The organism is Bacillus cereus group sp. MYBK195-1, assembly GCF_051916605.1.
Lineage (GTDB): Bacteria > Bacillota > Bacilli > Bacillales > Bacillaceae_G > Bacillus_A > Bacillus_A cereus.
The window spans coordinates 693,579-706,667 of the sequence record NZ_JBQAGZ010000002.1 but is presented as its reverse complement, the minus strand read 5'-3'; the positions used below and the strand labels follow the sequence as shown (position 1 = coordinate 706,667).

The window sequence follows — 13,089 nt, the reverse complement described above, 5'->3', positions numbered from 1 at the left end:
CTACTAATTTACTAACAAACCGTAACCATAAATAATTGAAACAATTACACCCACTACTAATATACCTGGAAGTAAATTTGCCACCTTGATTTTAATAATACTAAGCAAGTTCAATCCAATAGCAGATATCATAATGCCGCCCGCAGCCGTCATCTCCACTATAAATTGGTTCATTAATTCTTCCGGGACAAAACTATTAATTTGTGTTGCAAAAACTGCAATACCACCTTCATATAAAACAACTGGAATCGCCGAAAATACTACGCCAATTCCTAGAGTTGTCGTTAATATAATAGAAATAAATCCATCGATAATTGCCTTGGTAAATAAAATATTATGATTTCCGCGAATCCCACTGTCAAGTGCACCAAGTATCCCCATCGCACCAATTGCAAAAATTAAAGTAGCTGTTACAAAACCTTCTGATATGCTTCCTTTCCCCTTCGATCCAACTTTATTTTCTAGCCAATCCCCTAAATGTTTTAACTTTTCTTCTAATTGTAACCATTCTCCAATTACCGTACCAATCACTAAACTCAGTATGACAACAAGAAAGTTTTCACTTTTTAATGCCTTTTGAAGCCCAAGCACAGTAACCGCTAAACCGATTGCGTGCATTATCGTCCCTTTCATACTTTCTGGAATCCTACTAAATAATTTACCAAGTAAAGTACCAAATATAATACAAATCCCATTTACAACTGCTCCTAATATAACCATTTCTCATTCTTCACCCTTCGAATTCTTTATTTCTATATTTTGGTTTATACATTGATTTACAGGTTATCTATATGTTAACTTAATATTGAGAATATTAACAAATGTTTTCCACTACATAACCCGCTGTTTTTTTGTAACTTTAATTACCTTTAATAGATTCAGTGTTAATTTAATTGCGGGATAATATTAAAAGGGAAGGTATATATGAAAACTTTACTAAAACGATTTTTGTTAATAGCCTTTTTCATTACACCGATTGTTTTATTAATCAATTACTCTTTTATTTCAAAAGCAAAAGACAAACCCGATTTGCAAAACAAATCTAGTAAAACCGCTTCAAAAAGCGAAAAGAAAATAGAAGACCAAGAAATCACACTCACCTTCTCTGGTGATACAATGTTTGATTGGCAATTACGTCCTATAATCGAAAAGAATGGGGCTGATTACCCATTCCAACATGTAAAAGAAGAAATAAAAAAAGCTGATATTTCTTTTGTGAATTTAGAATCGGCATTTACAACGAAAGAAAAGAAAGCACCTGGGCAATTGTTTTGGATTAAAAGTGATCCATCTACACTACAAGCTATTAAAAACACTGGATATGACATCGTAAATATTGGGAATAACCACACACTTGATTATGGGCAAGATGGATTATTGGATACGATTTCTCACGTAGAAAAATTAAAGTTCCCTTACATTGGAGCCGGAAAAAATGCAAAAGATGCATATACTGCACGAGAAATGACCGTAAAAGGGAAAAAGTTTAAATTTCTTTCCTTCGTTCGATTTATGCCTGATTCTAATTGGGTAGCTGGTGAGAATAAACCTGGCGTTGCGAATGGCTATGATTTAAATCTTGTAACAAAAACAATTAAAGAACAAAAACAAGATGCAGACTATTTAATCGTCTATATGCATTGGGGCGTTGAAAAATCAAACCGTCCGGTAGAATACCAAAAGCAATATGTACCTAAAATGGTTGAAGCAGGAGCTAACGCGATTGTCGGAAGCCATCCACATTGGTTACAAGGGTTTGAGTATTATAATAAAGTTCCTATCGCTTACTCATTAGGTAACTTTTTATTCCCAAGTTATGTGAATGGAAAAAGCGCCGAAACTGGCGTATTAACTTTAACTTTTAAAGGAAAGGATGTCCAAATGTCATTCAATCCTTATATCATTCGCAACAACCAAGTTTCCCCTGTAAATGAGGAAGAAAAGAAAAAAGCTCTTCAATATTTACAAACAATTTCAACTGATGTAGAAATTGATGATACAGGGAAAATAAAAAATAAACGAAACTAGACAGCTCAAGATCTATTTCTCTGTAATCTACTTTACAGAATAGGTGATAAATATGCTGAAAAACTTATTAGAAAATGTAAGTTTGTTAGAAAATATTTATAAAATGTCTATAGCCGTTCTACTTTTATGTTCAGTTTTTTCTGTTAGATTTCTAAAAAAATAAAACGTGAACGAAAACTTACTACCTTTGAATTTACTATGTATGTAATTATTCGCATTGCGATATTTTTTTGGTTAACTAGCTTTATTCTTCTTGAATTTAATGAGTATCTAGTTTAACTATAAAAAAGATAGAACAAGCACTATATTTCCTCGCTTGTATCTATCTTTTTTATTTAGATGCTTCTTCTTCCCTTCTATTAAATAAGCAAATCAAACAAAACAGGGTTTTTATTAAGCTCCATAAATTGAATATTATTTTCTTTAAAGCGAGTAATTAATTGCTCATAATCTTCTTTATGTTTTAATTCTACTCCGACTAATGCTGGACCATTTTCCTTATTATGTTTCTTAATATACTCAAAACGAGTAATATCATCTTCTGGCCCTAATCCTTTATCAAGAAATTCTCTTAACGCGCCTGAACGCTGCGGGAATTCAATGATGAAATAATGCTTTAACCCTTCGTAAATGAGAGATCGTTCTTTCATTTCTTGCATTCTATCAATGTCATTATTTCCACCACTTAATGTGCATACAACTGTTTTATCTTTAATTTCATCTCTGTATAAATCAAGTGCTGCAATAGAGAGTGCACCAGCCGGTTCAGCTACAATCGCATTTTTCTTATACAGTTCTAAAATCGTCGTACAAACTTTCCCCTCTGGTACTAAAACGATGTCATCAATTACATCTTTACAAGTTTCAAAAGTTAACTTTCCTACCTTTTTAACCGCTGCCCCATCAACAAAACTATCTATTTTCTCTAATGCGACATTATCATTTTGAAGAAAAGCCTCTTTCATAGATGCAGCTCCCATCGGTTCTACACCAATAACCTTTGTAGTAGGACTAACACCTTTTACATATGTACCAACACCTGATGCTAATCCACCACCGCCGATTGCCGCAAAGATATAATCAACCGGTTTCTCCATATCATGCATAATTTCAACTGCCACTGTCCCTTGACCAGCAACTACATACGGATCATCAAACGGATGAACAAATGTCATTCTATTTTCTTCACAATAACACTGTGCTTCTTGGAAAGAGCTATCGAATGTATCACCAACTAATACAATCTCTGCGAAATCACCACCGAAAAATTGTACTTGTGATACTTTTTGTTTCGGTGTTGTTGTGGGCATAAATATTTTCGACGGAATCTTCAATAAATTACATGTATAAGCAACTCCTTGCGCATGATTACCAGCACTTGCACAAACAACACCGTTTTGTAACTTTTCTTTCGGTAAACTTTGAATCAAATTGTATGCACCACGAATTTTGAAAGAGCGAATTAATTGTAAGTCTTCTCGTTTTACATAAACGTCACAATCATATTTCTCAGATAAAACTGTATCACGTTGTAACGGTGTTTTAATAACAATATCTTTCATGCAATTATGAGCCATTAAGATATCTTCAATTTTCACTCTCTCCTTTACCTTTTGCACCATTATATATCATCCTTATCTCTTTTAAATTGGCTCAATCAAAATTCGGGATTTTCAGAACAGCCCCTGTATTCGCCGATGTTACCATTTGTGCATAACGTCCAAGCCAGCCAGTTTTCACTTTCGGTTCTGGTCGTTTCCATTCTTTTTTACGCTTTTCTAATTCCTCATCACTCACACTTACTTCTAGCAAGCGTTCTTCAACATCAATACATACAATATCCCCTTGTTCAAGAAGTGCGATCGTTCCACCAGCTGCTGCTTCTGGTGAAATATGTCCTACTGAAATTCCACGTGAAGCTCCAGAGAAACGTCCATCCGTTAATAATGCAACCTCAGCACCTAATCCCATTCCAGCAATTGCTGATGTTGGTGCTAACATTTCTGGCATACCAGGGCCACCTCTTGGTCCTTCATAACGAATGACAACTACATCTCCTTTTTTCACTTTCCCAAGCATAATGCCAGCAAGTGCCTCATCTTGTGAATTAAAAATAACGCAAGGTCCTTCAAAACGCTTTACCTCTGTTGCACCGCTTTTAATAACCGCTCCATCTTTCGCAAGGTTGCCTTTTAATATACGCAATCCTCCTTCCTCACTATGAGGGTTTTCAAGAGAGTGAATAACTTCCTTATCTTTAATCTCTGCCTCAGCAATATTTTCTCTTAATGTTTGCCCCGTAGCAGTTATTCGATCAAGATGAAGTACTCCTTCTTTCCGGCTCATCTCTTTCAAAATTGCACTAATCCCGCCCGCACGATCAATATCTTCCATATGCCAATTGGAAGCAGGGCTTACTTTACATAAATGTGGTACACGTCTTGAAACGGCATCAATACGGTTCATATCGTAATCTAATCCAGCCTCTTGCGCGAGCGCCAATGTATGCAACACTGTATTTGTTGAACCGCCCATCGCCATATCAAGCGCAAACGCATCATCAATTGCTTCTTCCGTTACAATGTCTCTCGGTTTAATATCTCTTTCAATTAAAATTTTCAATTTCTCTGCTGCTTGTTTAATTAATTCTTCACGTCTTGGATCAATTGCTAAAATACTCCCGTTACCAGGAAGAGCTAAACCTAACACTTCACATAAACAATTCATAGAGTTCGCGGTAAACATACCCGAACAAGAGCCACAAGATGGACAGCCATGATCTTCAATATCTTTTAATTCTTCTTCCGAAATTTTCCCAGATTGATAAGCTCCTACTCCTTCAAAAACGGAACTCAGATCAACAACTTCTCCTTTAGATGTTTTTCCTGCTGCCATTGGGCCGCCTGAAACAAACACAGTCGGAATATTAATACGTAGTGCAGCCATCATCATACCTGGTGTAATTTTGTCACAGTTTGGGATACAAATCATGCCGTCAAACCAGTGTGCATTTACAACCGTTTCTACTGAATCTGCAATTATTTCACGACTCGGAAGAGAATAACGCATACCGATATGTCCCATCGCAATACCATCGTCAACTCCAATTGTATTGAATTCGAATGGTACCATACCTGCCGCACGAACTGCCTCTTTTACAAGTTTCCCAAACTCGTTCAAGTGTTTATGCCCTGGAATAATTTCAATAAAAGAATTACAAATCGCTATGAAAGGTTTATCAAAATCTTCATCTTTCAAACCAGTTGCTTTTAATAAACTACGGTGCGGCGCTTTATCAAAACCTTTTTTAATCATGTCACTTCTCATCTTGTCAAATCCCCTCTTACATATTTTTCATTTATACTCTCTTACTCTATTTCTTTACTAATTCTTTCGGTGCATGAATCCAACTCATCATTTCACGAAGCTCTGCTCCCACTTTTTCCAATTGATGATTTTGTTCTGCTTTTTTCATTGCGTTATACGTCGGACGCCCTGCTTGATTTTCTAAAATCCATTTCTTCGCAAATTCACCTTGCTGAATTTCTGTCAGAACACGCTTCATTTCCTTCTTCGTTTCATCTGTAACAATTCTCGATCCTGTTACATAATCTCCAAACTCTGCCGTATCTGAAATAGAATGGCGCATATTCGTTAATCCACCTTCGTACATTAAGTCAACAATTAGCTTTAATTCATGCAAACATTCAAAGTATGCAATTTCAGGACGATATCCACCTTCCGTTAACGTTTCGAACCCGGCCTTCACAAGTGCAGTTACCCCGCCGCAAAGTACAGCTTGCTCACCGAATAAATCCGTTTCGGTTTCTTCTTGGAATGTCGTTTCAATTACACCCGCACGTGTACAACCTACACCTTTTGCATACGCTAATGTTACATGTAGCGCTGTTCCCGTCGCATCTTGATGCACTGCGACTAATGCCGGAACACCATTTCCTTCTTGATATACACGGCGAACGAGATGACCTGGACTTTTTGGCGCAACCATTGCTACATCTACGTAACTTGGCGGATTAATTTGGCCGAAGTGAATGTTAAATCCATGTGAGAAAAGTAACATTTGTCCTTCACGGAGATTCTCTTCTACTTCTGTTTTATATACATGTGCTTGCTGTTCATCTGGCAATAACATTTGTACAACTTGTGCGGTTCGAACCGCTTCTGAAACAGACATTACTTCAAATCCATCTGCTTTTGCTACTTCATACGATTTACCAGGTCTAACACCAACTACAACTTCCACACCTGAATCACGTAAATTTTGTGCCTGCGCATGCCCTTGAGATCCATAACCAATTACCGCAACTGTTTTCCCTTGTAATAACTCTACATTTGCATCTTTCTCATAATACGTTTTCATACTCCATACACCCCTTATAATTTATTTACTTGCAGTACATCAATTAATTTTTTCAACTGACTAACAAGTAATGTCGCTTCATTTTCAGTACAAACTGCTGTGAGTTTCATTTCAGAAACGCCACTCGTATCTCTTTCGTTTAAATGTAAAGAAGAAATATAATAGCCACGCCGAGCAAAAATTCCACTTATACGTAATAAGACACTTGGCTCGTTATGAATAACGAGTGAAAAAGTATGACTCATTCTTCCCACCTCTTCATAATCATTTCGTTATTCCCTTTGTTTGGCGGAACCATCGGAAATACGTTTTCACCTTCTTCTACACAAAAATCAACTACGACAGGACCTTCGTGAGCAAATGCTTCTAACACCACTTGTTTCGCCTCTGTTGAATTTGTCGCCCTTAATCCCTTCACTCCATAAGCTTCTGCCACTTTCACAAAATCTGGTGAGCCAATTTTTGACTCTGATAAACGATTTTCATAAAACATTTCTTGCCATTGCCTTACCATCCCTAAAAATTTGTTATTTATAATAAATACTTTTACAGGGATATTATTTTCAGCAATTGTTTGTAGTTCTTGAATGTTCATTTGAAAAGAAGCATCACCTGCAATACAAATGACAAGTTCTTCTTCTTTTGCAAGCTGAGCACCAATTGCCGCTGGGAACCCAAACCCCATTGTTCCTAATCCTCCAGAGGTAAGGAACGTCCGAGGTTTTCTTGCTTTATAGAAGTGAGCAGCCCACATTTGATGCTGTCCTACTTCTGTTGTGACAATCGCTTCACCATTCGTTAATTCACTTACTAAGTTGATCACATGCTGTGGTTTTAACTCAGATTCTTTTTGCTTATAAGAAAGTGGATATTCTTCTTTCCATGCCTTTACTTTCTGAAGCCATTCATCTGTTTGTGTATAAATAGACATATGTAACAACATGTGTAACGCTTTTTTCACATCACCAACAATCGGATGCTCTACAGTTACATTTTTATGAAACTCAGAAGGATCAATATCAATATGTACTTTTTTCGAGTGCGGAGAAAAAAGTTCTAATTTTCCTGTTACACGATCATCGAAGCGTACACCTAATGCAAGTAGTAAATCACATTCTGTTACCGCCATATTAGCAGCGTATGTCCCATGCATACCAAGCATCCCTAGAAACAATGGATCTCCCGGTGGATATGCACCAAGTCCCATTAAAGTTGAAACGACTGGAATACGGTTCTCCCTTGCGAATTCGAAGAGTTCATCGGATCCACCTGAATGAATGACACCTCCTCCAATATAAAGAAGTGGACGCTTTGATTTTGAAATTGCTTTAGCCACCTCTCTAAGTTTCATGCTGTCTGGTACAAGTTCTGGTTTGTACCCCGGAATATCAACTTCTTCATTAAAGAAACTGGTGACTTTTGCATTTTGAACATCTTTTGGAATATCGATTAATACTGGTCCCGGTCGTCCGCTTTTGGCGATGTAAAAAGCTTCTTGCACAATTCGTGATACATGATTTACATCACGAACTTGGTAATTATGCTTCGTAACAGGTACTGTAATTCCGACAACATCCGCTTCTTGAAATCCATCTTTACCAATTAAAGGCGTTGCAACTTGGCCGGTAATGACAACTAAAGGAATCGAATCCATATAAGCGTCTGCTAAGCCCGTAACTAAATTTGTCGCCCCTGGGCCAGAGGTAGCAAAGACTACCCCGACCTTCCCAGAAGCTCTCGCATATCCTTCAGCCGCATGAATGGCAGCTTGTTCATGACGAGTTAAAACATGTTTCAAACCACTTTCGTATAACGCATCGTATACTGGTAAAATCGCTCCGCCTGGATAGCCGAAAACGGTCGTTACACCCAATTTCTTCAAACCTTGAATCACGTGCCCAGCGCCTGTCATTTCTTCACACTGTAACTTCTCATACGCTGTATACTGCTGCTTCATTTCAATTAACTCCTCTCCTTATTTATGCTAAGCTTTCCGTCAGCCCGGGAACACGTACTCCTCTTTCTCTCGTTAATTTTTTAAATTCTTCGGTCAATTGTTTCGTTACACTTCCTGGTTTCCCATCTCCAATTTCTCTCGAATCAACTTTTACAACTGGAATTAACTCCGCTGCTGTTCCTGTTAAAAATACTTCATCCGCTACATATACGTCATGGCGAGTGAATGGTCTTTCCTCACACGGAATACTCAGTCGTTCACATAGCTCGATAACACTATTTCTCGTAATACCTTCTAATGCCCCTAAATAGGATGGCGGGGTTAATACTTTTCCATCTTTCACAACGAAAACATTATCGCCAGAACCTTCACAAACATATCCTTGTTGATTTAACATAAGAGCCTCTAACACTCCTGCTTGTGCCGCCTCAATTTTTACAAGTACGTTATTTAAATAATTCATTGACTTAATACGTGGATCTAACGCGTCTGGCGTATTACGTCTTGATGCAACAGATACAACGCTTAGCCCATTATCATAAAATTCTTGTGGGAATAACTTTAATTGTTCTGCAATGATAATTACGCTCGGCTTCACACAACTTCTCGGATCAAGTCCTAAGTCACCTTTTCCTCTTGAGACAATTAAGCGAATATAAGCATCAGCGTATTCATTTTTTTGGAGTGTATGTAAAACTGCTTCTTCCATTTCTTCTACCGTCATTGGAATTGTTAGTAAAATAGATTTCGCTGATTCATACAATCGTTTCACATGTTCTTTTAAACAAAATACATTTCCTCCGTAACTACGAATCCCTTCAAATACACCGTCTCCGTATAAAAAACCGTGATCATACACTGAAACAACTGCCTTTTCTTTTTCTACAAATTCCCCATTCATGTAAATGTACTGGTTTCCCATCTCACATCGCTCCTCTTTTTTCTCTATTTTTGCAATCTATTTCTACATCGATTGCTGAGATGAGTATTTTTAACAGAATATTCAGTATATAACCCTTAAAAATATACTCGTCTCAACAATCGATTACTTACATACTTGTAGCAATCCATTGCTGAGACGAGGGAATCGTGGTACCACTCAGCTTCCTTATACTTCTCACGAAACATAAGCTCTGCAAGTCCAATTAGACTTTTGTTTTTCTATCGGGAACAACCCCGCTACTTTTTACTAGTTTTCAAAAGTAGTGCTCCAAGGTGATTTTCAATGATTGAATTGTTACCACCCTCACAGCCTCGGGGCAGCTCTCTGAAACAATCTTTATCATTTACTCTCCTCTTCTACGCATTCTCTTCTTCTATTTTTAAAAATAAAAACTCTCGCCTCAGCAATCAACTACTACAATTTAGTAGCTTTGATTGCTGAGGCGAGAGTTTCGCGTTACCACTCAGCTTCCTTATACTTCTCACGAAATATAAGCTTTGTAGGTCCAATCAGACCTCCGTCCTTTTACCGGAGACGATGCCGCCGCCCTCTACTCAGTTTCCCTTTCGCAAGCGATGCTCCGAGGTGATCTTCAATGATTCGATTGTTACTACCCTCACAGCCTTGGAGTAGCTCTCTGAAACGATCATAATCATCTACTTTCCTCTTCTTTGCATATACAACATATAAAGTTAGAAAATTCTTAATTAACTTTTATTTGTTACACGTATTATAGGACGTTGTTCTTTTCGTTGTCAACATGTTTTTTCAAAAAAATCAAAATTCATTCTATTTATTTTTTCTCAAATCAAAATTGGAATGCATTACTTACATACACTCATATATTACTTAAGTATGTTTGCATTACTACATAAAGAAAAACTTATAAAGTTTATGAGGAGATGAGGAAACTATGTTAAAAGGGAAAGTAGCGTTAGTTACAGGAGCAAGCCGAGGAATTGGACGAGCGATCGCTAAATGCTTAGCAAATGACGGTGCATTGGTTGCTGTTCATTACGGTAATCGAAAAGATGACGCTGAAGAAACTGTTCAGGAAATTCGATCAGATGGTGGCCAAGCTTTTTCTATCGGCGCAAATTTAGAATCCTTACACGGTGTAGAAAACCTTTATAAAGCTTTAGATACTGAATTACAAAAGCGCACTGGTGAAACACAATTTGATATTTTAATAAACAATGCTGGCATTGGTCCTGGTGCTTTTATTGAAGAAACGACTGAACAATTTTTTGATAGAATGTTTTCAGTAAATGCAAAAGCACCATTCTTTATCATTCAACAAGCACTGCCACGTTTACGTGACAATAGCCGAATTATTAATATTTCATCCGCTGCCACCCGCATTTCTTTACCTGATTTTGTTGCATATAGTATGACGAAAGGCGCTATTAATACAATGACTTTTACGCTAGCAAAACAGCTTGGAGCACGAGGAATAACGGTGAATGCAATACTTCCAGGATTTATTAAAACAGATATGAATGCAGAACTCTTGAGCGACCCGATGATGAAGCAGTACGCTACTACTATTTCCGCTTTCAATCGCTTAGGTGAAGTAGAAGACATTGCCGATACTACTGCATTCCTTGCTTCTCCAGACAGCCGCTGGGTAACTGGACAATTAATTGATGTGAGCGGAGGATCTTGTTTATAAAAAACATATATTTTCAAATCTTTTTTATTGCGCAATAAAACATTTTATATAATACTATATAAAACATATACATTTAGGAGGATTACAGCAATGTCCGAAAAAACATACGAACTCGCAACCTTCGCAGGCGGTTGCTTTTGGTGCATGGTAAAACCATTTGATGAACTTCCTGGTATTCATAAAGTACTTTCTGGCTATGCAGGAGGTCATGTAGAAAACCCAACATATGAACAAGTAAAAGCTGGAACATCTGGACATTTAGAAGTTGTTCAAATTACATTCGATCCTTCTATTTTTCCTTATCAGAAATTACTAGACTTATATTGGCCACAAATCGATCCAACTGATGATGGCGGACAATTTTTTGACCGTGGTCCATCTTATCGTACCGCTATTTTTTATCATAACGAAACACAAAAAGGGCTTGCCGAAAAATCAAAACAAGCTCTTACAGAAAGCGGTATGTTTAAAGATCCAATCGTGACTGAAATTCGTCCTGCTGCACCTTTTTACGCAGCAGAGGAATACCACCAACATTTCTATAAAAAGAATCCAGAGAAATATGCTACTGAGCAAAAGGAATCTGGTCGTGAAGACTTTATTAAAAAAAATTGGAAAAAAAAATAATAAAAACGCATCGTGCTTTTTTAATACGATGCGTTTTTATTTTTGATAAAAGTACCATACAATGATGAGAACAACCGCTGTTAATGCCCAAAGCGCTACTTCATTTTTCACTCTACTCTTTTTCTTAGTCATTTCATCTCCTCCTAATAGCAATACAACGTATTCAAGATTTCCTCTGTTTCATTGTCCACCTTATATACATAAATACATCCTTACCACTCCTTATAACAAGACCACCAATGATTCCGATTGCAATCGAAATTACTAACATTTGTCCAAAGCTAAAAGAATTTGTGTACGTTATGTAAAGAACGATACATATAAGTAAAACATCCGGTAAAGAAAGTAAAAACCTTTTAAGCATTCCTTTATCTCCTCTATACTTTATTTATATCTTCTACTGTAATTTTGAAATATAGTTTGTTCAAAAATTCCATTTAGACCCTCATTTTATGAAAAATAATAAGAATCCCTTTTCAAAAGAGATTCTTATTCAGTAGATTTAAGTTTAATTATTTTCTACATATCCTATTCCATAATTACTCCTAAAATAGAATAATATTACTAATCATTGATTGTAAATTGACTATTTGCCAGGCAACCGAATGTCGCGCCAGCTACCTACATCGCATTGGCCAAATTCATTATTACCTACCGCGACCACCGTGCCGTCTGATTTTAGTCCGACTGTATGTGCACAACCAGCCGCTATCGCTACAATATCGCGCCAATCACTTACGTTACATTGACCATACTCATTCCAGCCCACTGCCAGCACGGTACCATCTGATTTTAGTCCGATTGTATGATTCGTACCAGCCGCTATTGCTACAATATCTATCCAGCCACTTACATCACACTGGTTATGTTTATCATTCCCCACTGCTGTCACCGTACCGTCTCGTTTAAGACCAACAGTATGAAGATACCCAGCCTTGACCGCTACAATACCTCGCCAGCTACTTACATTGCATTGACCATATCGATTATTCCCCACAGTCGTCAATGTGCCGTCCAATTTGAGACCGACTGTATGCCAGTCACCCGCTGTGACTGCCACAATACCTTGCCAACTGCTTACATTGCATTCTCCTTCTTTATTTCGGCCCACCGCTACTACCGTGCCATCCGATTTAAGGCCAATAGTACGACGCCACCCTGCCGCAACCGCTACAATATTATGCCAATCGTTTACATCACATTGTTCATGCTTATTCCAACCCACTGCTACTGCTACCGTAGTACTGTCACATGTAAGACCGATTGTATGAGCATTACCCGTGTTCGTTGCCATATGAACATTGCCCACTGCGACTGCTTCAATATCTCGCCAGCCACTTACATTACATTCACCTTCTTTATTCCGGCCCACCGCTACTACCGTGCCATCCGATTTAAGGCCAACAGTATGACAACGCCCCGCCGCTATCATATCTTTGGGCCATCGCTTCACTTTTTCTTTCGATAAAAGGTAATCCATG

At 37.6% G+C, this 13,089-nt stretch carries 12 protein-coding genes, 1 pseudogene and 1 other annotated feature; of the genes and pseudogenes, 4 read left to right on the top strand and 9 right to left on the bottom strand.

Annotated features, from left to right (window positions below; all coding sequences use genetic code 11):
* Positions 1 to 3: 3 nt before the first annotated feature.
* On the bottom strand, positions 4 to 720 hold the full coding sequence (locus ACTFRY_RS13335) for a DUF554 domain-containing protein (protein ID WP_098616413.1): 717 nt from the start codon (positions 718 to 720) through the stop codon (positions 4 to 6).
* 204 nt (positions 721 to 924) lie between these two features.
* Here ACTFRY_RS13335 and ACTFRY_RS13330 point away from each other — a divergent pair, with 204 nt between their 5' ends.
* Positions 925 to 2,028: a CapA family protein gene (locus ACTFRY_RS13330; protein WP_000854538.1), complete on the top strand. Its 1,104-nt coding sequence runs from the start codon at positions 925 to 927 to the stop codon at positions 2,026 to 2,028.
* A gap of 52 nt (positions 2,029 to 2,080) precedes the next feature.
* Positions 2,081 to 2,307: pseudogene (locus ACTFRY_RS13325) on the top strand (hypothetical protein).
* Between the two features lie 80 nt (positions 2,308 to 2,387).
* Here ACTFRY_RS13325 and ilvA read toward each other — a convergent pair.
* Genes ilvA through ilvE form a run of 6 tightly spaced genes read right to left on the bottom strand, consistent with a single transcriptional unit; the run spans position 2,388 to position 9,288 of the window.
* Positions 2,388 to 3,650: a threonine ammonia-lyase IlvA gene (gene ilvA, locus ACTFRY_RS13320; RefSeq protein ID WP_000250321.1), complete on the bottom strand. Its 1,263-nt coding sequence runs from the start codon at positions 3,648 to 3,650 to the stop codon at positions 2,388 to 2,390.
* 31 nt (positions 3,651 to 3,681) lie between these two features.
* Positions 3,682 to 5,355: a dihydroxy-acid dehydratase gene (ilvD, locus tag ACTFRY_RS13315; protein WP_078385465.1), complete on the bottom strand. Its 1,674-nt coding sequence runs from the start codon at positions 5,353 to 5,355 to the stop codon at positions 3,682 to 3,684.
* Between the two features lie 46 nt (positions 5,356 to 5,401).
* Positions 5,402 to 6,409: a ketol-acid reductoisomerase gene (gene ilvC / locus ACTFRY_RS13310; RefSeq protein ID WP_098616414.1), complete on the bottom strand. Its 1,008-nt coding sequence runs from the start codon at positions 6,407 to 6,409 to the stop codon at positions 5,402 to 5,404.
* A 14-nt stretch (positions 6,410 to 6,423) separates the two neighbouring features.
* Positions 6,424 to 6,654 (bottom strand): ACT domain-containing protein, encoded by a 231-nt coding sequence (locus ACTFRY_RS13305; protein WP_000019916.1) that lies wholly within the window; start codon positions 6,652 to 6,654, stop codon positions 6,424 to 6,426.
* Complete coding sequence (ilvB, locus tag ACTFRY_RS13300; protein ID WP_016117575.1) at positions 6,651 to 8,366, bottom strand: acetolactate synthase large subunit; 1,716 nt, start codon at positions 8,364 to 8,366, stop codon at positions 6,651 to 6,653. Before ilvB ends, ACTFRY_RS13305 begins: the two co-directional genes overlap by 4 nt.
* A gap of 22 nt (positions 8,367 to 8,388) precedes the next feature.
* Entirely contained in the window at positions 8,389 to 9,288 is a 900-nt protein-coding gene (ilvE, locus tag ACTFRY_RS13295; protein WP_000528156.1) for a branched-chain-amino-acid transaminase, read from the bottom strand.
* A 149-nt stretch (positions 9,289 to 9,437) separates the two neighbouring features.
* Positions 9,438 to 9,677: a binding site (T-box leader), on the bottom strand.
* A 545-nt stretch (positions 9,678 to 10,222) separates the two neighbouring features.
* Here ilvE and ACTFRY_RS13290 point away from each other — a divergent pair.
* Together ACTFRY_RS13290 and msrA are read left to right on the top strand one after the other, a co-directional pair.
* On the top strand, positions 10,223 to 10,981 hold the full coding sequence (locus tag ACTFRY_RS13290) for an SDR family oxidoreductase (protein ID WP_098616415.1): 759 nt from the start codon (positions 10,223 to 10,225) through the stop codon (positions 10,979 to 10,981).
* Between the two features lie 90 nt (positions 10,982 to 11,071).
* Positions 11,072 to 11,608 carry a peptide-methionine (S)-S-oxide reductase MsrA gene (gene msrA, locus ACTFRY_RS13285; RefSeq protein WP_098616416.1) on the top strand — a complete coding sequence of 179 codons (537 nt, stop codon included), beginning with the start codon at positions 11,072 to 11,074 and terminating at the stop codon, positions 11,606 to 11,608.
* 163 nt (positions 11,609 to 11,771) lie between these two features.
* On the opposite strand, the gene ACTFRY_RS13280 is transcribed toward msrA, so the two are convergent.
* Together ACTFRY_RS13280 and ACTFRY_RS13275 are read right to left on the bottom strand one after the other, a co-directional pair.
* Positions 11,772 to 11,972: a hypothetical protein gene (locus ACTFRY_RS13280; RefSeq protein ID WP_098616417.1), complete on the bottom strand. Its 201-nt coding sequence runs from the start codon at positions 11,970 to 11,972 to the stop codon at positions 11,772 to 11,774.
* Positions 11,973 to 12,194: 222 nt separating this feature from the next.
* The gene (locus tag ACTFRY_RS13275; protein WP_098616418.1) at positions 12,195 to 13,088 is read right to left on the bottom strand and encodes an RCC1 domain-containing protein; all 894 of its coding nucleotides are present in this window, start codon (positions 13,086 to 13,088) and stop codon (positions 12,195 to 12,197) included.
* Between the last annotated feature and the right edge of the window lies 1 nt (position 13,089).

Coding starts and splice junctions, on each gene's coding strand:
- ACTFRY_RS13335 (WP_098616413.1), bottom strand. CDS start 720: ATGGTTATATTAGGAGCAGTTGTAAATGGGATTTGTATTATATTTGGT.
- ACTFRY_RS13330 (WP_000854538.1), top strand. CDS start 925: ATGAAAACTTTACTAAAACGATTTTTGTTAATAGCCTTTTTCATTACA.
- ilvA (WP_000250321.1), bottom strand. CDS start 3,650: ATGGTGCAAAAGGTAAAGGAGAGAGTGAAAATTGAAGATATCTTAATG.
- ilvD (WP_078385465.1), bottom strand. CDS start 5,355: ATGAGAAGTGACATGATTAAAAAAGGTTTTGATAAAGCGCCGCACCGT.
- ilvC (WP_098616414.1), bottom strand. CDS start 6,409: ATGAAAACGTATTATGAGAAAGATGCAAATGTAGAGTTATTACAAGGG.
- ACTFRY_RS13305 (WP_000019916.1), bottom strand. CDS start 6,654: ATGAGTCATACTTTTTCACTCGTTATTCATAACGAGCCAAGTGTCTTA.
- ilvB (WP_016117575.1), bottom strand. CDS start 8,366: ATGAAGCAGCAGTATACAGCGTATGAGAAGTTACAGTGTGAAGAAATG.
- ilvE (WP_000528156.1), bottom strand. CDS start 9,288: ATGGGAAACCAGTACATTTACATGAATGGGGAATTTGTAGAAAAAGAA.
- ACTFRY_RS13290 (WP_098616415.1), top strand. CDS start 10,223: ATGTTAAAAGGGAAAGTAGCGTTAGTTACAGGAGCAAGCCGAGGAATT.
- msrA (WP_098616416.1), top strand. CDS start 11,072: ATGTCCGAAAAAACATACGAACTCGCAACCTTCGCAGGCGGTTGCTTT.
- ACTFRY_RS13280 (WP_098616417.1), bottom strand. CDS start 11,972: ATGCTTAAAAGGTTTTTACTTTCTTTACCGGATGTTTTACTTATATGT.
- ACTFRY_RS13275 (WP_098616418.1), bottom strand. CDS start 13,088: ATGGATTACCTTTTATCGAAAGAAAAAGTGAAGCGATGGCCCAAAGAT.